General features: G+C 75.5%; 17 protein-coding genes. 7 read left to right on the plus strand and 10 right to left on the minus strand.

Translation table 11 applies throughout. From position 1 onward, the window contains the following. Positions 1-36: 36 nt before the first annotated feature. Both ACZ4MO_RS04270 and ACZ4MO_RS04275 read left to right on the plus strand, forming a co-directional pair. On the plus strand, positions 37-894 hold the full coding sequence (locus tag ACZ4MO_RS04270) for an IclR family transcriptional regulator domain-containing protein (protein WP_175007958.1): 858 nt from the start codon (positions 37-39) through the stop codon (positions 892-894). A gap of 45 nt (positions 895-939) precedes the next feature. Further along, the gene (locus ACZ4MO_RS04275) at positions 940-1,323 is read left to right on the plus strand and encodes a universal stress protein (protein WP_074809141.1); all 384 of its coding nucleotides are present in this window, start codon (positions 940-942) and stop codon (positions 1,321-1,323) included. 51 nt (positions 1,324-1,374) lie between these two features. Here the strand turns inward: ACZ4MO_RS04275 and ACZ4MO_RS04280 are convergent, their stop codons facing one another. After that, entirely contained in the window at positions 1,375-2,253 is an 879-nt protein-coding gene (locus ACZ4MO_RS04280; protein WP_175007957.1) for an NAD(P)H-binding protein, read from the minus strand. Positions 2,254-2,394: 141 nt separating this feature from the next. On the opposite strand from ACZ4MO_RS04280, the gene ACZ4MO_RS04285 reads away from it, so the two are divergent. Then, positions 2,395-2,802 carry a winged helix-turn-helix transcriptional regulator gene (locus ACZ4MO_RS04285; RefSeq protein WP_074809138.1) on the plus strand — a complete coding sequence of 136 codons (408 nt, stop codon included), beginning with the start codon at positions 2,395-2,397 and terminating at the stop codon, positions 2,800-2,802. Between the two features lie 4 nt (positions 2,803-2,806). On the opposite strand, the gene ACZ4MO_RS04290 is transcribed toward ACZ4MO_RS04285, so the two are convergent. Together ACZ4MO_RS04290 and ACZ4MO_RS04295 are read right to left on the minus strand one after the other, a co-directional pair. Beyond that, complete coding sequence (locus tag ACZ4MO_RS04290; protein ID WP_175007956.1) at positions 2,807-3,883, minus strand: hypothetical protein; 1,077 nt, start codon at positions 3,881-3,883, stop codon at positions 2,807-2,809. A gap of 2 nt (positions 3,884-3,885) precedes the next feature. Then, positions 3,886-5,058, minus strand: coding sequence for an SPFH domain-containing protein (locus ACZ4MO_RS04295; RefSeq protein ID WP_175007955.1), 1,173 nt, complete (start codon positions 5,056-5,058; stop codon positions 3,886-3,888). A gap of 177 nt (positions 5,059-5,235) precedes the next feature. On the opposite strand from ACZ4MO_RS04295, the gene ACZ4MO_RS04300 reads away from it, so the two are divergent. Then, entirely contained in the window at positions 5,236-5,907 is a 672-nt protein-coding gene (locus ACZ4MO_RS04300) for a nucleotidyltransferase family protein (protein WP_255437009.1), read from the plus strand. 51 nt (positions 5,908-5,958) lie between these two features. On the opposite strand, the gene ACZ4MO_RS04305 is transcribed toward ACZ4MO_RS04300, so the two are convergent. From ACZ4MO_RS04305 to ACZ4MO_RS04315, 3 genes are read right to left on the minus strand one after another with little or no spacing between them, the layout of a single operon-like run. After that, on the minus strand, positions 5,959-9,000 hold the full coding sequence (locus tag ACZ4MO_RS04305) for a molybdopterin cofactor-binding domain-containing protein (protein WP_175007953.1): 3,042 nt from the start codon (positions 8,998-9,000) through the stop codon (positions 5,959-5,961). Continuing rightward, positions 8,997-9,866, minus strand: a complete 870-nt coding sequence (locus ACZ4MO_RS04310; RefSeq protein ID WP_175007952.1) for an FAD binding domain-containing protein — start codon at positions 9,864-9,866, stop codon at positions 8,997-8,999. Before ACZ4MO_RS04310 ends, ACZ4MO_RS04305 begins: the two co-directional genes overlap by 4 nt. Then, a complete protein-coding gene (locus ACZ4MO_RS04315) occupies positions 9,866-11,140 on the minus strand; it encodes an XdhC family protein (protein WP_175007951.1) in 1,275 nt (424 codons plus the stop codon). Before ACZ4MO_RS04315 ends, ACZ4MO_RS04310 begins: the two co-directional genes overlap by 1 nt. A gap of 257 nt (positions 11,141-11,397) precedes the next feature. On the opposite strand from ACZ4MO_RS04315, the gene moaA reads away from it, so the two are divergent. Both moaA and ACZ4MO_RS04325 read left to right on the plus strand, forming a co-directional pair. Beyond that, the gene (gene moaA / locus ACZ4MO_RS04320) at positions 11,398-12,504 is read left to right on the plus strand and encodes a GTP 3',8-cyclase MoaA (protein ID WP_175007950.1); all 1,107 of its coding nucleotides are present in this window, start codon (positions 11,398-11,400) and stop codon (positions 12,502-12,504) included. A gap of 98 nt (positions 12,505-12,602) precedes the next feature. Beyond that, entirely contained in the window at positions 12,603-12,875 is a 273-nt protein-coding gene (locus ACZ4MO_RS04325; protein WP_175007949.1) for a hypothetical protein, read from the plus strand. Between the two features lie 170 nt (positions 12,876-13,045). Here the strand turns inward: ACZ4MO_RS04325 and ACZ4MO_RS04330 are convergent, their stop codons facing one another. From ACZ4MO_RS04330 to ACZ4MO_RS04345, 4 genes are all read right to left on the minus strand, one after another. After that, positions 13,046-13,495, minus strand: coding sequence for a molybdenum cofactor biosynthesis protein MoaE (locus ACZ4MO_RS04330; protein ID WP_175007948.1), 450 nt, complete (start codon positions 13,493-13,495; stop codon positions 13,046-13,048). Then, positions 13,492-14,811 carry a molybdenum cofactor synthesis domain-containing protein gene (locus ACZ4MO_RS04335; protein ID WP_175007947.1) on the minus strand — a complete coding sequence of 440 codons (1,320 nt, stop codon included), beginning with the start codon at positions 14,809-14,811 and terminating at the stop codon, positions 13,492-13,494. The genes ACZ4MO_RS04330 and ACZ4MO_RS04335 overlap by 4 nt, the downstream gene beginning before the upstream one ends. Before the next feature lie 83 nt (positions 14,812-14,894). Beyond that, positions 14,895-16,370 carry a solute carrier family 23 protein gene (locus tag ACZ4MO_RS04340; RefSeq protein ID WP_175007946.1) on the minus strand — a complete coding sequence of 492 codons (1,476 nt, stop codon included), beginning with the start codon at positions 16,368-16,370 and terminating at the stop codon, positions 14,895-14,897. Between the two features lie 59 nt (positions 16,371-16,429). Then, positions 16,430-16,894: a nucleoside deaminase gene (locus ACZ4MO_RS04345; RefSeq protein WP_499278617.1), complete on the minus strand. Its 465-nt coding sequence runs from the start codon at positions 16,892-16,894 to the stop codon at positions 16,430-16,432. A gap of 411 nt (positions 16,895-17,305) precedes the next feature. Here ACZ4MO_RS04345 and nhaA point away from each other — a divergent pair, with 411 nt between their 5' ends. Further along, entirely contained in the window at positions 17,306-18,721 is a 1,416-nt protein-coding gene (gene nhaA / locus ACZ4MO_RS04350) for a Na+/H+ antiporter NhaA (RefSeq protein WP_175007944.1), read from the plus strand. Position 18,722: the final 1 nt, after the last annotated feature.

The raw sequence follows: 18,722 nt of genomic DNA on the forward strand, positions 1-18,722 counted from the left end.
TTCACTACGGAACGCACTCTAGGCGAAGGAGTCACGATGGCGGAAGCCGGACGTGCGCCGACGGGCACCCCGGGGGCGGCCGAGAGCCCGCTCGGCAGCGTCGACAAGGCGCTCGTCGCGCTCGAGGCGCTCGCCGCGGCCGGTCCCGGGGGCGTCGCGCTCGGGGACCTCGCGCGCTCGCTCGGGCTGCACAAGGCGTCCCTGCACCGCACGCTCGCGGCCCTGCGGTTCCGCGGGTACGCCGAGCAGGACGCGACGACCGGCGACTACCGCCTCGGCCCGGCGGCCACCGCGCTCGCGACGGTCTACCTCGGCGAGGAGAACCTCCCCGCGCTCCTGCACCCGGTGCTCGTCGCGGTGTGCCGCGCGACCGACGAGCTCGTGCACCTCGGTGCCCTCGCCGGCACCGAGATCGTCTACCTCGACAAGGTCGAGCCGGCGCGCGCAGTCCGCGTCTGGTCGGCCGTCGGTCGGCGCCGCCCGGCGGCGACCACCGCGCTCGGGCGCGCGCTGCTCTCCCAGCGGGCTCTCGACGACGGCGCGCTCGCCTGGTACGCCGCCGCCGCACCCGAGGACCACCCCGTGACGCCCGCCGCGCTGCGCGCGACGTGCGAGGCCACGCGCGCGACGGGGTTCGCCACGGAGACGGAGGAGAACGAGCCGGGCATCAGCTGCGTCGCCGTCCCGGTCCTGCGCGCCGGGCAGCCGGTCGCCGCCGTGAGCGTCACGGCGCCTGCCGAGCGGCTCGGCGCACGGCGTCGGCGGGAGATCGAGGCGATCCTGCGCGAGGTCGTGCCGCCACTGCTGCCCCCGACCCTGGCGGTGCCCGACGCCGTGCTCCGCGGTCCCGGGGACGGCGCGACCCGCCGACCGGCGACGGACGCCGCGCTGTGAGAGAGTTCAACCGCAGCACGACGGAATGACGGAAGGGCCCGCGCGATGACCGTCCTCGTGGCGTACAACGACTCCCCGCAGGGCGAGACCGCATTCCGGGCGGCCGTCGCCGAGGCGGTCCACCGCTCGACCCCCCTGGCGGTCCTCGTGCTCACGCCGCAGGACGCCGACGCCGGTGTCCCCGCGAGCCTCGCGCACCTGCTCGACACGCTCCCCGCCCAGGTCGCGCGCCCCGAGGTCTCGTACCGCCCCGAGCACCGCGACCCGGCCGAGGCGATCATCGACGAGGCCGAGCGCACGACCCCCGACCTCGTCGTCGTGGGGGCGCGCAAGCGCTCGCCCGTCGGCAAGTTCCTGCTCGGCAGCACCACGCAGCGCGTCCTGCTGGACTCGCCCGTCCCCGTGCTCGTCGTCAAGGCGTCCCACTGACGGACGCCGCCGCGCGGCCGCCCGGTCGCCCGGACGGCCGCGCCGTCCGGCTCAGCCCTGCGCGACGGCGGCGCGCAGCCCGTCGACGAGCGGCGTCGTCGGGCGGCCCAGGAGCCGGCGCAGGTCCTCGGTGACCTCGGCGAGCAGGCCGTCGCGGATGTTGCCGTCCAGCGCGACGACGAACCCGGCCGTCCCCTCGTCCAGGCCCGCGCCCAGCAGGAGCGCGCGGTGCTCGTCGGGCGACACGCGCCGGTAGACGACGGGGCGCCCGAGCACCTCGGCCGCCGCGGCGGCCAGGTCGTCGTACGTCCACGCGACGTCACCGCTCAGCTCGTACACGGCGCCCGCGTGCGCGGAAGCGTCCTCGTGCGCGGCGAGCGCGACGACGGCCGCCGCCTCGGCGAAGTCCGCGCGGCTCGCGCTCGCGACGCGGCCGTCGCCCACGCTCGCGACGATCTCGCCGGACTCGCGCGCGGCGAGCACGTCGCCGGCGTAGTTCTCGGTGTACCAGTTGTTGCGCAGGACCGTCGTGGCGAGGCCCGAGGCGGCGAGGAGCTCCTCGGTCGCCTTGTGCTCGGGCGCGAGCACGAGCGCGGACGTCGTCGCGTGCGGGGCGCTCGTGTAGACCACGCGCGCGACCCCGGCGGCCCGCGCGGCGTCGACGACGTTGCGGTGCTGCTCGACGCGCTGCCCGACCTCGGACCCGGAGACGAGCACGAGGACGTCCACCCCGGCGAGCGCCGGGGTGAGCGTCTCCGGCTGCGCGTAGTCGGCCTCGCGGACCTCGACGCCACGGTCGGCGAGGTCCGCGACCTTGGCGGTCGTGCGCGCGAGCGCGACGACCTGGGACGCGTCGGCGCCGCGGGCGAGGAGGGACTCGACGACGAGGCGGCCGAGGTGGCCGCTGGCTCCGGTGACGGCGATGGACATGCGCGGGCTCCTTCGAGTGCGGGGCGCGGCCGGTCGACCGCACGACCACCAGCATGCGCTTACTTTTCGTAAGTGCCAACCGTGAGTGAGTGCGACCTATCTCACAGCACTTGCCGCACGCGGGCGCCGTATCCTGGGGCGATGACCACCGACGCCCGTCCTGTGGAGGACACCGGACCCACCGACGCGATGGTGGCCGACGTCTTCCAGCGCGGGTGCACCTCGCGCCACGTGCTCGAGGCCGTGACCGGGCGCTGGGGCGTGCTCACGGTCGCGGGCCTGCGCGACGGCGCGGTGCGCTTCAACGCGCTCCGCCGCCGCATCGACGGGGTCAGCGAGAAGATGCTCGCGCAGACCCTCCAGTCCCTCGAGCGCGACGGCATCGTCGTGCGCGAGGTGCGGGCGAGCATCCCGCCCCACGTCGAGTACTCCCTCACCGACCTCGGGCGCCGCGTCGCGGACAGCCTCTCGGGGCTCATCGACGTCCTCGAGGGCGCGGTCGACGAGGTGTCGGCGTCCCAGCGCGCGTACGACGCCCGCCGCGACTGACCGTTCACGTCTGCGAGCGCACGTACCACCAGACGAGCGCGGCGACCACGAGCAGGCCCGCCACGACGGCGAGCACGATCTTGCCGACGCTGTAGGGGCGTCGTCCGACCACCTGTCCCGTGTTCGCGTTGACCATGACCTGCCACTGCCTGCCCGCGTACACGTACGTCGCGATCCACAGCGGCAGGAGCACGAGCTTGAACATCACGTCGGCGTAGGCGGTGCGGACCGACCCCACGCGCTGCTCGTCGCCGCCGATGTCGCGCTCGACGTCCCGCCGGATCACGGGGGCCATCTTCTGCTGCGCCCGCTCGAGCCCGACGGGCGGCTCGACCTCGTAGCGCGCCGCCGCGAACCCGGCGAGGTACTCGGCGCGGAACGGCACGGCCTGCGCGAGCGGCCACGGTCCGAGCCGGGCGAGGTCGCGCTCGGCGACCTGGGACGACGCGGGCACGAGCACGTCGTCGAAGTCGCGCGCGACGTGCCCCGCGACGTGCGTCCAGCTCACGCGCCGCTCCTGGCGCTCCTGGTCCCCCTGCTTCACGGTGACGTAGTACGCGTCGCCGCGCTGGCCCGTGTACGCGGACGACGTGCGCGCGTCGAACGTCCAGTGCGGCACGTACGAGCCGTGCAGCGACTCGGTGTCCCCCACCTTCTTCAGCTCGCCCGGCGCGAACCAGCGCGAGCGGACCCATCGCCGGAACGCCTCGCGCGCCTGCGCCTGCTCGACGCCGAACGGCACGACCGCTTCCGGCTGCACGAGCCCGTCCGCCTCGGCCGCCACGACGAGGTGGCCCCCGCAGAAGCGGCACGCGACGGACAGGTCCGTGCCCTGCGTCGTCGCGCCGCAGCCGTCGCACACGAGGGCGCGGGCGTCGAGGAGCCCGGCGCGCACGCCCCCCTGGGCCGCGGCCCACGCGTCGAAGGAGTGCTCGTCGACCGCATCCCCCGGCGCGTGCACGATGTCGACCGTGCCGCCGCACGCGACGCAGCGCAGGTGCTGCGTGCCCGGCGCGTACGCGAGCTGCGACCCGCACGCGTCGCAGCGCGTGCGGACCAGCTCGCCGGGGATGTCGCTCACGGTCAGCCCGCCGCCGGGTCGCTGGAGGTGCCGGTCGGGGTGCCCGTCGGCGGCAGCGGCGGCGGGGTCGCGGCGAACAGCGACGCGAGCGCCGGGACCTGCCCGGCGGGCGTCCAGGCGTCCATGCCCTGCTGCCAGACGAGCGACCCGCGGGTCAGGGCCCCGGACCGGACGTGACCCGCGAGGTCCGCCGTCGTGCCGGGACCCGCCTGCGCGCCGTCCACGGCCCAGTACCAGGGCGACTCCGCGGCGGGCAGCGGCGGCGGCCCGGCGGGCGCCGCCGGGGCCTGCGGGGCCTGCGGGGCCGACGGCGTCCCGAGCGACTGCGCGAGCTGCTGCCCCATGGCGGCGCCGAGGCCCATCCCTGCGCCGAGGCCCAGGCCGTCGCCCGCCCCGCCGGGGTTCCCCGCCGCGGTCTCGATCGCGTTCGCCGCCTGGAACCTCGTGTACTGGTCGAGGTTCCCGACGACGGCCATCTGGGTCCGCTTGTCGAGCGCCGCCTCGACCTCGGGCGGGAAGGAGACGTTCTCGAGGACGAAGCGCCGGACGGCGATGCCGTACTCCGAGAGGTCCTCCGAGAGCTGGCCCGCGAGGCGCGTGGCGATCTGGCCCTGGTTCGCGGCGAGGTCGACCGCCGCGACGCCGGCCTCCGCGAGCGCCGGCCCGAGCTGGCCGACCACGAGGCGGCGGAAGTAGTCGCCGATCTCGTCGGTGCGGAACTGCGGGTCGGTGCCCACGAGCTGGCGCAGCAGCGCCGCCGGGTCCACGACCTGCAGCGCGTACGTGCCGAACGCGCGCAGCCGCACCGCGCCGAGCTCCGGGTCGCGCAGGATCACCGGGTTCTGCGTGCCCCACGTGAGGTCGGTGAGCTGGCGCGTCGTGACGAAGTAGACCTCCGCCTTGAACGGTGAGCTGAACCCGTGCTTCCAGCCCTGCAGCGTCGACAGGATCGGCAGGTTCTTGGTCTCGAGCGTGTACGTGCCCGGCCCGAACACGTCGGCGAGCCGGCCCTCGCTCACGAAGACGGCGCTCTGCCCCTCGCGCACGACGAGCTTCGCCTGGTTCTTGATCTCGTTGCCCTGGCGCGGGAAGCGCCAGACGATCGTGTCCCGGCTCTCGTCGAGGAACTCGACGATGTCGATCAGCTGGCCGCGCAGCTTCTCCATGAAGCTCATCCGGACTCCTTCGCTCGTCGTGCGGGACGGTCGTCGACGAGCAGGTCCACGACCCGCCGCGTCGCCCCGGCGCGCCGAGCATAGCGGCATCCCCGTCTGCCGATGAAATGGCCAAGGACGGGTAAAACCCACTGGTGGCCACGACGCGCGTGCGGCGCGGCGACCTATCCTGGCCGGGTGCCCACCTCGCCGCCGTCGGGCCCGCCGACGCCTGCCGCGCCCGCCGTCGCGGTCCTGCTCGCCGCCGGCGCGGGGTCGCGCCTGGGCCGCGGCCCCAAGGCGCTGCTCCCCCACCGCGGCGGGACGCTCGTCGAGCACGCGACGAGGACCCTGCTCGCGGGCGGGTGCGACGCCGTCGTCGTGGTGCTCGGCGCCGGGGCGGCCGGTGCCCGGGCCGGGTCGTCGCTCGACGGCCCCGGGGTGCACGTCGTCGAGAACCCCGACTGGGCCACCGGGATGGCCTCGTCCCTGCGCGTCGGCGTCGCCGCCGCTCTGGACCTGGTCCCCGCCCGGGTCGTCGTCGCGCACGTGGACCAACCCGGGGTCGGGCCCGACGACGTCGCGCGCCTCCTCGCCACGCACCGCCCCGGGCGCGTGACCGCGTCGCGCTGGCTCGCCGCCGCCGAGGGCGCGGCAGGGGCGGGCCGTCCTCGCTGGGCGCACCCGCTCGTCCTCGACGCCGCGCTCGCGGGACCCGCCGCCGCGAGCGCCCGCGGCGACCACGGCGCCCGCGACTTCCTGCGCGCCCACGCCGACCTGGTCGACGTCGTCGACCACTCCGGCGACGGCCGCGACCTCGACACCGCGGCCGACCTCGACCTCCTCGACCCGCCGCCCCGCCCCCGCTGAGTGCGGGAGACAGTCGCGCCGACCGACGTCGGACGCGACTGTTCCGTGCACTCAGCGGGTGGGGGTAGCGGCCTTGATGCCCAGGTAGACGCGGTCGCGGGCGAGCGGCAGCTCCGTGAACCGCACGCCCGTCGCGGCGCGGACCGCGTTGGCGAGCGCGGGCGCGACGGGGTTGAACGGGCTCTCGCTCATCGACTTCGCGCCCATCGGGCCCACCGTGTCCGACGTCCGCGCGAAGTAGACCTCGCTGCGCGGGGTGTCCGCGAACGTGGGCAGGTGGTACTGGCGGAAGATGTCCGTCGTGACACGGCCCGTCTCGTCGACCACCACGTTCTCGTAGAGCGCCGCGCCCAGGGCCTGCGCGATGCCGCCCTCGACCTGGCCGCGGCACTGGCGCGGGTTGACGACCTCCCCGGCGTCGGCGGCCTGGACCGACTGGAGGATGCGGATCTCCCCCGTCCCGCGGTGCACCGCGACGCGGAAGCCGTGCACGTTGAACGCGACGGAGCGCGGGGTGCCGCCCCAGCGGCCCTCGGCGACGAGGTCGATCCCCGCGTCGTCGGCGGCGCGCGCGACGTCGGCCAGCGGCAGGACCGTCCCGGCGCAGTCGACAGCGCCGGGCACGAGCCGGCAGTCGCCGGGCGCCGCGCCCGCGACCCCGGCCGCGACCTTGAGCACCGCCTCGGCGAGGTCCTGCGCGGCGGCGAGCGACGCCTTGCCCGCGACGACCGTGCCGGTGGACCCGAACGCGCCGGTGTCGTGCTCGACGAGGTCGGTGTCGGACTGCCGCACGACGACGTCGGCGGCGTCCTGCCCGAGCGCGCTGGCGACGAGCTGGGCGTGGACGGTCGTCGTGCCGTTGCCGAACTCGGCGGTCCCGACCTCGGCCTCGACGACCCCGTCCGGCCGGATCCGCACGCGGGCGTGCGCGTAGTGCCCGCGGGGCGGGACGGTGTCGATCATGGACAGCGCCGTCCCCTCGCCGACACCCCACTCCGGGCCCAGGTCCGGGAGCGCGTCCGGCCCGGACCCGGCGCGCGCGCCGTACGCGGCGACGTCGCGCGCCCGGCCCCGTGCGAGCGCGTCGGCGGCCAGGTCGAGGCACTGGTCGAGCCCGTAGCTGCCGTAGAGCACGTCTTCCTCGGGGGTCGGGTGCGTGGAGAGCATGGGGTCGCCGTCGCGCACGACGTTGCGGCGCCGCAGCTCGACCGGGTCCATCCCGAGCCGGCGCGCGAGCTCGTCGACCGCCGACTCGACCGCGAAGATCATCTGCGACAGCCCGTACCCGCGGAACGCGCCCGCGGGCACCGTGTTCGTGTAGACGCAGTGGGCGTCGACCTTCTTGTTGTCGCACCGGTAGACGGCGAGCGACTCGCCGCACCCGTGGAACATGACGCCCGGGCCGTGGTTCCCGTACGCCCCGGTGTTGCTGAGGACGTCGAGGTGCAGCGCCGTGAGGGTGCCGTCGCGGCGCGCGCCCGCGCGCACGCGGATGCGGAACGGGTGGCGCGTCGTCGTGCCGACGAACTGCTCGCGGCGCGTGAGCTCGAGCTGCACGGGCCGGCCGAGCCGCAGGGTCGCGAGCGCGACGACGTCCTCCGTGAGCACCTCCTGCTTGCCGCCGAACCCGCCGCCCACGCGCTCGCAGTGCACGCGCACGCGCTCCGGGTCGAGGTCGAGGACGCGCGCCAGGTGGCGGCGCGCGAGGAACGGCACCTGCGTGGACGACCGCACGACGAGCCGCCCGTCGTCGTCGAGCGACGCGACGGCGCAGTGCGTCTCGAGCGCCGCGTGCTGCACGCGGTGGGTGCGGTACGTGGCCTCGTGCACGACGTCGGCCTCCGCGAGCCCGCGCTCGACGTCGCCGAGCTCGCTGTGCACCTCGGCGACGACGTTCGCCTCCGGCCGCGAGACACGCGCGGCGGCGGCGTCGAGCTCGGGGTGCACGAGCGGGGCGCCGGGCGCCATGGCCGCTTCCGGGTCGACGACGGCGGGCAGCGGCTCGTACTCGACGCGGACCCGGCGCACGCCCTCCTCAGCGGCGGCGACGGTCTCGGCGACGACGGCCGCGACCCGCTGGCCGACGTGCCGCACCACGTCGTCGAGGATCCGCGTGTCGTCGGGGTCGTCGGTGAACAGCTCGTGCTGCGCGGTCGAGAACCGGGTCGCGGGCGCGTCCTCGTGCGTGAGCACGGCGTGCACGCCGGGCACCGCGAGCGCCTCCGTCGTGTCGATCGCGACCACGCGCGCGTGCGCGTGCGGGGACCGCACGAGCTTGAGGTGGAGCAGGCCCGGGTAGTCCGCCGGGTCCACGTCGAGCGTGTACCGCACCGTCCCGGTGACGATCCCCCGCCCCGCCGGCGCGGACACGTCGCGCCCGAACGCCCGGCCGGCCGAGCGAGCGGCGTGATCCCGCGGGGCAGAGCCCAGGTCACCCGAGGTAGCGGCCTGGTCACCCGAGGTAGCGGCCTGGTCACCCGAGGTAGCGGCCTGGTCACCCGAGGTAGCGGCCTGGTCACCGCCCGACGGCGCGCGCTCACCCGTGCCCGGCGCGCTCCCGGTCGTGTCGCCGCGCCCGAGGACGGCGTCCTCGATCGCGCGGTACCCCGTGCAGCGGCACAGGTTGCCCTTGAGGTTGCGCGGCAGGTTCTCGCGCTGCGCGTCGTCGAACGTCGCGGCGGTCATGATCATCCCGGCGGTGCAGAACCCGCACTGGAAGCCCTGCGCGTCGAGGAACTGCTGCTGCACCGGGTGCAGCGCGTCCTGCGGGCCGTGGGAGTCGTGGTGGCACGCGCCCGCGGGCTCGTCGCCGGCCGCGCCGCCCGGGCACGACGTCGCCGCGAGCCCCTCGATCGTCGTCACCTCGTGACCGGCCGCGCGTCGTGCGGGGTAGACGCACGAGTGCACGGGGACGCCGTCGACGTGCACGGTGCACGCGCCGCAGTCTCCGCCGTCGCACCCCTTCTTCACGCCGAGCGCGCCCTGCTCGCGCAGGTAGGTGCGCAGGCACTGGCCCGCCCGCGGCTCGGTGCGGGCGGTACGGCCGTCGATCGTCACCGGCGGGGCCGGGTGCGGGGCGGGCGTCGTCGTCATCGGAGGCCTCCGTCCGAGGTCGTGCCGTCGACGAGCTCCGCGCGGATCTGCTCGCCGAGGCGGTAGGTCATGTCCCGGCGCCACTCGGGCAGCCCGTGGATGTCGTCGTGGTAGAGGTCGGCGGGGATCGCGCCGTCGAGCGTGGTGACGAGGCCCGCAGCGGTGGGCAGCGCGTCCGCCGCGAAGCGGAGCTGCACGGGCCGGCGCGTCGAGGCGGTGACCGTGAGGACGAAGGCGCCCCCGGCGTCGGGCGGGTCGACCCGGCCGACGAGCAGCACGCCGGAGCGCCCGAGGTTCGACAGGGACAGGCGGCGGAACGCCGTCCGCGAGCGCAGCGCGTGGTCCGGCAGACGGATCGCGCGCAGGAGCTCCGCGGGCGCGAGCGTGTTGCGCAGCTCGCCCGTGACGAGGTCGACGACGGGCTGCTCCCGGCGGGTGCCGCCCGGCCCCCAGATCTCCGCGACGCCGTCGAGCGCCGCGGTGAGCGAGATCATCGGCCCGGCAGGCAGGGACGTGCAGACGTTGCCCCCGACGGTCGACGTGTTCCAGATCTTGAACGACGCGACGAAGCTGTCGCAGCACGGCCGCACGAGGTCCAGCGCGCGCCACCGCTCGCGCACGGGCGCGGCCTGCGCGCTCTCCTCGAACGCCCACAGCTCGGCGACGGTGCATGTCGCGGCGATCTCCAGGCCGTCGCCGGTGACCGTCAGCGCGGGCCACCCCGCGCTCGTCAGGTCGAGCAGGCGCCGGAGCGTCTCGCTGCCGTAGGAGAACAGGACGGTCCCGCCCGCGAGCCACGCGTCGCCCTCGCGCCAGTCGGCGGGGTCGGCGGTCGGGACGAGGTCGGTGACGGTGCCCAGGTCCATCAGGGGGCCTCCTCGGGGTGGGGGCGGTGCGTCGGTGCACCGTCCGGTCGTGCGGCGGGCTCCGCGTGGAGCGGGCCCGAGCTGCTGCTGAGCGGGACGACGGCGGAGCGCCCGTGCCGGGTGGCGACGAGCTCCGCGGTGATGGAGACGGCGACCTCCTCGGGCGTGACGGCGCCGAGGTCGAGCCCGATGGGCGACCGCAGACGCGCGAGCGCGGCCTCGCCCACGCCCTCGGCGCGCAGCGCGGCGACGCGCTGGGCGTGCGAGCGGCGCGAGCCCATCGCGCCGACGTACGCGAGCGGGAGGTCCAGCGCGAGCCGCAGGAGCGGCACGTCGAACTTCGCGTCGTGCGTGAGCACGGCGACGGCGGTCCGCGCGTCGAGCCGGCCCGCGGCGGCCTCCGCGGCGAGATAGCGGTCGGGCCAGTCGACGACGACCTCCGCCTCGGGGAAACGGCGTGGGTCCGCGAACACCTCGCGCGCATCGACGAGCGTCACGCGGTAGCCCACGAGCCGGACGTGCCGCACGAGCGCGCCCGCGAAGTCGTTGGCCCCGCACACGAGGAAGCGCGGCGCGGGCAGCCGCGTCTCGACGAGCAGCGTGACCGGCTCGACGTCGTCGCACGGGTCACCCGGGACGGCGGCTCCTGCCCGGACCTGCGCGCCGGCGGGCGCCTCGGGCGACGACGGCCGCGCGCCCGGCCCGCCGTGCGCCGCGTGCACGGTCGCCGTGCCGCCCGCCCGCAGCACCGCCACGACCTGCGCCGCGGCGGCTGCCAGGCTGTCGGGGCCGACGAGCCCGCGCAGCACCCGGGCGACCGCTGCCTCGTCGGCAGCGCCCGGGTCGTCCACGACGACGACCGTGCGCGCGCCGCCGTCGATGCGGCGGACGAGGGCCACGGGCGCGGCGGGCTCTTCCCGCGCCGCGAGCGCGTGCAGGGCGCGCGTCGCGTCGTCGTCCGGGAGCACCGGCTGGACGTGGACGTCCAGCGTCCCGCCGCAGCTCAGCCCGACGGCGAACGCGTCGTCGTCGCTGTACCCGAACGTCTCGCGGTGGCTCGTGCCGGACGCGATCGCGTCGAGCGCCGCGGCGTGGACGGCACCCTCGACGCACCCGCCCGACAGGCTGCCGAGCACGGCGCCGTCGGCGCGGACCGCCATCGCGGTGCCGACCGGGCGCGGCACGGACCCCGACGCGGCGACCACCGTCGCCACGGCGAAGGGTGGCTGCCCCGGACCGAGCCAGGGGGCGAGCCGGTCGACGATGTGGAGCATCGTGGCCTCGCTTCCGCCAGGGTGCCGGCGAACCGGCGTCCTTCCAGTGAACCCTTGCGGTGAGTCCCCTGCGCACCCGGGCCGGCGTCGGCTGTGACGCTCCCGGTCGCAGGGCTTGAATCCGCCCGTTGACGTCCCTCGAGCACCGAGGGGCCTTTCCGTCCAGCGGAACCGATCTTCCGCTCGACGGACTCCACGCTAGCACGCGCTGAGGCGTAGGTCACCGTCCCGGCGGGACGGACGACTACGATCAGCCCATGACCGCCGTCTCGCTCGGGATGCCCAGGCTGCGGTCCGCCGCGCCCTCCGGCGTCCCGGCCGACCTCGACCCGGCCCGCCCGGCGACCGACGCGCTCGTCGACCGGTACGGCCGCGTGGCGCGCGACCTGCGCATCTCCATCACCGAGAAGTGCTCGCTGCGGTGCACGTACTGCATGCCCGCCGAAGGGCTGCCCGCGATCCCCCGCGAGGACCTGCTCACGCCCGACGAGATCGGCAGGGTCGTGCGGGTCGCGGTGGCGCGGCTCGGCATCACCGACGTCCGGTTCACCGGCGGCGAGCCGCTCCTGCGGAACGACCTCGCCGACATCCTGCGCGCCGCGCGCGCCGCCGCGCCGGGCGTGTCCCTCTCGCTGACGACCAACGCGATCGGCCTCGACAAGCGCGTCCGCGGGCTCGTCGACGCCGGGCTCGACCGCGTGAACATCTCCCTCGACTCGGTCGACCGCGCGCACTTCGCGCGCCTCACGCGGCGCGACCGCCTGCCCGACGTGCTCGCCGGGATCCGGGCCGCGCTCGACGCCGGCCTCGCCCCGGTGAAGCTCAACGCCGTCCTCATGCCCGAGACGCTGGCGGGCGCGGCCGACCTCCTCGCGTGGGCGGTCGAGCACGGCTGCCACCTGCGGTTCATCGAGCAGATGCCGCTCGACGCCGACGGCCGCTGGACGCGCGACGACCTCGTCTCCGCGACGGACCTCCTGGGCGTGCTGGGCACCCGCTTCGACCTGCTCGAGGTCGGGCGCGACGACCCGTCGGCGCCCGCCGAGGAGTGGCTCGTGGACGGCGGACCCCAGACGGTCGGCGTCATCGCCTCCGTCACGCGCTCGTTCTGCGGCGCGTGCGACCGCACCCGGCTCACCGCCGAGGGCACCGTGCGCTCGTGCCTGTTCGGCGACGACGAGACCGACCTGCGCGCGATCCTGCGCTCGGACGACCTCGACGAGGACGAGCGCGACGACGCCCTCGCCCGGGCGTGGCAGGGCGCGACGTGGCGCAAGCCGCTCGCGCACGGCAGCGACGCCCCCACGCTCGCCGCCGACGCCTTCGCGGCGACGACACGCAGCATGGGCGCGATCGGCGGCTGAGGTGAGCGCCGGGCGGTGGCGCAGATCATAGGGTGAAGCCGGTCACCTCGGTGCATCAGCCCAGGTCAGAGCCGCCGTCTCTTCCTACCATGGATCTCGTGACGACGATCTCTCCCGCACCCACCAACCGCCCCTCCTCCTCGATCTCCGGCGCGTCCTCGACGACCCCGGACAACAGCGCGTCCGCGCTCCCGATCTACCGCACCGACGAGCGGTCCGGCTCCTGGAAGGCCGGCACCAAGAGCGTCCTGGGCGCGGCCGTCGGCGCCGTCGTCGGGGTCGTCGTGCTGAGCTGGTTCGGCCTCGTCCTCGGGACCGCCGTCGGCCTCGGCATCGGCATGCTGCTCGACAACCGCCCCGCCGCGCGCTGACCCGACCGTCCCCTCCCGGCCCGAGCGGCCGGGCAACCCGCCCGACATCGTCGTCGCCCGGCGGATCCCGAAGGAAGCTCGCGAGAGGCGAGAAGTGGCCCCTCCCCGGCTCCGGCCGGGGGACGCTTCTCGCCTCTCGTCGTCTGACCGACGGTCCAGCGGCCCTGGTCCTACAGCCCGACCCACTCCGAGACGCCGTCGTCGAAGTGCTGGCGCTTCCAGATCGGCACCTCGGCCTTGATGCGCTCGACGAGCAGCGAGCAGGCCTCGAACGCCTCGCGGCGGTGGCCCGCTGCCGCGGCCGCGACGAGCGCGACGTCACCGATCCCCAGGCTGCCGTACCGGTGGACCGCGGCGGCCCGCAGCCCCGTCTCGGTCGCCACGTCCGCGACGCAGCGCCGGATCACCGCCGTGGCGTCGGGGTGCGCCTCGTAGTCGAGCCGCGTCACGCCCCGACCGCCGTCGACGTCGCGCACCACGCCGCGGAACGTCACGACCGCCCCGCACTCGGGCCCCCCGACGGCCTCCTCGACGGCGCGCGACACGGCGTCGTCGAGCACGTCCGTCGTCACACGGCTGGGGTCCGTGGGCGGCGCGCCGCCGTCCGTCTCCTGCGTCACAGCTCCCGCACCTCCACCTCGGTCCCGGCGTCCCACTCTGTCACGTCGGCCGGGACGTCCACGAGCACGTCCGCGCGCGCCATCGACGCGACGAGGTGGGAGCCCGCTCCCCCGACGACGCGCACCGTGCCCCCCGGACCCGTCGCGCCCCGCAGGAGCTGCCGCTTGCCCGCGGGCGAGGTCAGCGGCTCGGCGAGCACCGCCGTGCGCACGCGCTCGGCGCCGGGCAGGCCCGCGGCCCGCTCGAGCGGCTCGCGCAGGAACATCGCGAACGACACCTGCGCGCTCACCGGGTTGCCCGGGAAGGTGAGCACGGGCACCCCGTCCACGGTGCCGAACCCCTGCGGCCCGCCCGGCTGCATCGCGACGGAGCGGAACGTCACGTCCGACGACGCGCCCCCGCCGAGGACGTCCTTGACCACCTCGTACGCGCCCTGCGACACGCCTCCCGACGTCACCACGAGGTCCGCGACCGCCGCGGCCTCGGCGAGCACGACGGCGAACCGCTCGGCGTCGTCGCCGCACCGGGCCGTGAGCACCACGTCGCCGCCCGCGCGCCGCACGGCGGCACCGAGCGCGTCGGCGTTCGCGTCGAAGACCTGCCCGGGGCCCGGGGTCTCTCCCGGGCCGACGAGCTCCGACCCCGTCGACAGGACCGCGACGCGCGGCCGCGCGACGACCCGGACGCGCCCGACCCCGCACGCCGCGGCGGCGGCCAGGTGGTGCGGCGCGAGAACCGTCCCGTCGGGCAGCAGGACGTCGCCGGGGCGGACGTCGGAGCCCGCTTGGCGCACGAAGTCTCCCGCGGCCCGCGGCACCCGGACCTCGACGGCCTCCGCCGTGCCCGGCGTGGCAAGAGCGTCTCCGGCCGCCGGACCGGTGCGGTCGTCCCGCGCCGCACCCGTGGGCGTGCGGGCGAACGTCCCGGTCGCGGTGTCCTCGACGGGCACGACGGCGTCCGCTCCCTCGGGAACGGGCGCGCCCGTCATGATGCGGGCGGCCGTGCCCGGCGCGAGCCGGGGCGGGACGCCCGGCGCCGCCGCGATCTCGGCGGCCACGGCCAGGCGGACGGGGGCCTCCGTCCGCGCGTCGGCGACGTCCGCGGCGCGGACGGCGTACCCGTCCATCTGCGAGTTGCGGAACAGCGGGACGGCGACGGGCGCGACGAGGTCCCCCGCGAGGACCCGGCCGAGCGCGGCGGCGAGGTCGACGTCCTGGGTGCGGGCGCGCCGTCGGGCCGCGTCCACGAGGGGTGCGAGGAGGGCCGCGACGTCCGCGCGGTGCTCGTCGACGCTCACCCGTGCTGTCCCGGCCATGCCTCGCCCTCCCCGTTCCTCGCACGCCGACGGGCCACCCGGAGGAGCGGGCGACCCGTCGGCCGTGCGGTCGATGTCGAGGCTCAGCCTCCCACGACCGCGGTGAGCGGACCGCGCACGAAGTACACGACGAACCCGGCCGCGACCACCCACAGCAGCGGGTGGACGTCGCGCGCCCGCCCGCACGCGGTCCGCAGCAGGACCCACGTGACGAACCCGATACCGATGCCGTTCGCGATCGAGTACGTGAGCGGCATCGTCACGATCGTGAGGAACACCGGCAGCGTCACCGTGAAGTCGGTGAGGTCGATCTCCTTGATCTGGCCCATCATCATCGCGCCCACGACGACGAGCACCGCGCTCGCGACCTCGATCGGCACCACCGCCGTCAGCGGCGTCAGGAACATCGCGACGAGGAAGAGCCCGCCCGTGACGACCGAGGCGAGGCCCGTCCGCGCACCCTCGCCCACGCCCGCCGCCGAGTCGACGAACACCGTGTTCGACGACGACGACGTCGCCCCACCGACGACCGCGCCCACGCCCTCGACGACGAGCGCCGACTTGATGCGCGGGAAGTTGCCGTCCGCGTCGGCGAGGCCGCCCTGCTTGGCGAGCCCCGTCATCGTGCCCATCGCGTCGAAGAAGTTCGTGAAGAACAGCGTGAACACGAGCATCGTCGCCGCGAGCGCCCCGATCCGGTCGAACGCGCCGAACGAGAGCTGCCCGAACAGGCTGAGGTCGGGCACCGACACCAGCGAGCTGGGCAGCGCCGGCACGGTGAGGTGCCAGCCGCCGGGGTTCGTCTCCGACGCCGGGCCGAGGTGCAGCACGGACTCGGCGACGATCGCGACGACGGTCGTCGCGACGAGCCCGATGAGCAGCCCGCCCTTGACCTTGCGCGCCACGAGGACGCCCATGGTGAGCAGCCCGACGACGAACACGAGCGTCGGGACCGAGGTGATGGACCCGCCGTCGCCGAGCTGCACCGGCGGCCCGCCCGGGGTGCGCGTGACGAACCCCGCGTCGACGAACCCGATGAACGCGATGAACAGGCCGATGCCGACCGTGATCGCGGCCTTGAGCTGGCGCGGGACGGCGTTGAAGATCGCCGACCGCGCGCCCGTCACGGCGAGCAGCACGATGAGCAGGCCGTTGACGAGCACGAGCCCCATCGCCTCGGGCCACGTGACGTCGCCGATGACGGCGACGGCGAGGAACGAGTTGATGCCCAGCCCGGCCGCGAGCGCGAACGGGAGGTTCGCGACGAGCCCGAACAGGATGGTCAGGCCACCGGCGGCGAGGCCGGTCATCGCGCCGACCTGCGCCGTCTGGAGCCACCCGCCCGCGACGTCGACGGGCGCGTTCTCGGCGCTCGTCCCGCCGAGGATGAGGGGGTTGAGGATGACGATGTACGCCATCGCGAAGAAGGTCACCAGCCCGCCGCGGAGCTCGCGCCCCGTGGTCGAGCCGCGCTCGGTGATCCGGAAGAAGCGGTCGAGCCGGCCGGTGGCCGGTCCGGTGCCGCGTGCGTCGTCGTTCCCGGCGGTCTGCCGCCGCATGCCGAGGAGAGTCACGTCCTTGTGCCCTTTCCCGAGGTACCGATCGACCGCGCGGCCGGTCAGTACTCGACCCGGGAGTCGAGGGCGCGCCAGGCGTCGAACGGCGCGGTGGCGGTGGCCGTGCGCTCGTGCACGACCTGCATCACCCGGTCGGCCGGGTCGGCGTCGAAGAAGTCGTAGAAGGCGGCGTCGTCGAAGCCGGCGCGCGCGGCGTCGTACCGGTCGGCGGCGTAGTGCACGGCCTGCACGCGCGCCCAGAGGGCGGACGCGAGGCACATGGGGCACGGCTCGCAGCTCGAGTAGAGCGTCGCGCCCGTGAGGTCGAAGGTGCCGAGCGCGGCGCACGCGCGCCGGATCGCGGTGACCTCGGCGTGCGCGGTGGGGTCGTTGTCCTGCGTGACCCGGTTGTTGCCCTCGAACACCTGCCCGTCGGCGGTGACGACGACGGCGCCGAAGGGTCCTCCGGCGTGCGCGACGCTGTCGACCGCGAGGGCGACGGCTCGGTCCAGGTGTGATGTGTCCACGACAAGAGTGTCCATGGTGAGTCTCCACGGTTCGGGCAGCGACGCCGGGTGCTCCGCCTCCGGCGTCCGGGCTCGTCGGTGAGCCGGGAGGAGGCGGCCGGCGGGCCGCTGCAGGCGAGTTGTCACGTCCGCCTGGTAGGTAGCTGCCGGTGTCGGATCGATCGTGTCGACCACCGAGCGTGTCGCTCGGCCCGGGCCCGCCGTTGGCACTCTCGACGGTAGCAGCGCGTGGCGGACGTCACAAGGGTTTCGGAAGAACTTTTCCGAGATACGGATTTCCGCGTCGGGCAGAGCCCCCGCCTCGATGCTCCCGTGAGGTCTGTTGCGGAAGGATCTGCCGCCCGGAAGAGTTGTCCCAGCGCAGGTCCGACGCCCGGGGCGTCGCCCCGTCCCGACCCACCCGGAGGCCCAGTGACCGAGCCCGCTCCGCCGTCGTCCCTCCCCGTCGTCCGCGTCCCCGCCCGACCGGGCCCGCCGCTGCGCTTCCAGCTCCGCCCCGTGGCGCCCTCGCTCCGCTCGTTCCTCGCGACCGAGGCGGGCGGCGCCGTCCTGCTCCTCGCCGCCACGGTCGTCGCGCTCGTGTGGGCGAACTCCGCGTGGTCCGGCGCCCACGACGCGCTCTGGTCCACGGAGGCGGGCTGGCGCGTCGGGCCGTGGACGTTCGAGATGGACCTGCACCACTGGGTCAACGACGCCGCGATGGCCGTGTTCTTCCTCGTCATCGGCCTCGAGATCAACCGCGAGGTGACGAGCGGCGAGCTCCGCAACCGCCGCACCGTCGCCGTCCCGGCGCTGGGCGCGCTGGGCGGCCTCGCCGTGCCCGCGCTGATCTACCTCGCGTTCAACGTGGGGTCCTCCGCTCAGCACGGCTGGGGCATCGTCATGTCGACGGACACCGCGTTCCTCGTCGGCATCCTCGCGCTGTTCGGGCCGCGCTGCCCCGACCAGCTCCGGCTCTTCCTCCTCACGCTCGCCGTCGTCGACGACATCGGCGCCATCTCCGTCATGGCGCTCTTCTACACCGACGACCTGTGGCTCCCGGGGCTCGGCGTCGCCGCCGTGCTCGTCGCCGTGATCCTCGTGCTGCGCTGGCTCGGCGTCTGGCGCCTCACGCCGTACGCGCTCGCCGGGATCGCGCTGTGGGGCGCGGTGTACGCCTCGGGCGTGCACGCGACGCTCGCGGGCGTGCTCGTGGGCCTGCTCGTGCCGTCGCGCTCGTCGCGCCCCGTGGACGTCGCCGTCGTGCCGAAGTACGCCAAGCGGCTCGCGCAGGAGACGACGGCGGAGCGTGAGCACCTCACCGAGCTCGCCGCGCGCGCGGCCGTGCCCACCAGCGAGCGCCTCCAGCGCGTGCTGCACCCGTGGAGCGCGTACGTCGTCGTGCCCGTCTTCGGCCTCGCGAACGCGGGCGTGCGGCTCGACGGCGAGTCGCTGCGCGCCGCCGCCACGTCGCCCGTGACGATCGGCGTCGCCGTCGCGCTCGTCGTGGGCAACGCCGTCGGCATCTTCGGGGCCGCGACGCTGGCCCTGCGGCTCGGCCTCGGCGACCTCCCGGGGCGGGTGCGGTACTCCCACCTGCTCGGCGGGGCGATCCTCGCCGGCATCGGGTTCACCATCTCGCTCTTCATCGCCGAGCTCGCGTTCGACGACGAGGCGCTCGTCGAGCAGGCCAAGATCGGCATCCTCGCGGGCTCGCTCGTCGCCGCCGTGCTCGGCTCCGTGGCGCTGCGGCTCTTCGGCGAGCGCTGGCCCCTGTGCTCGCCCGGCGCGGGCGGCCCGCCACCGGAGCTCCCACCGCTCCCCTGGCACCCGCCCGCGACCACGTGAC

The organism is Sphaerisporangium cinnabarinum (assembly GCF_055567015.1).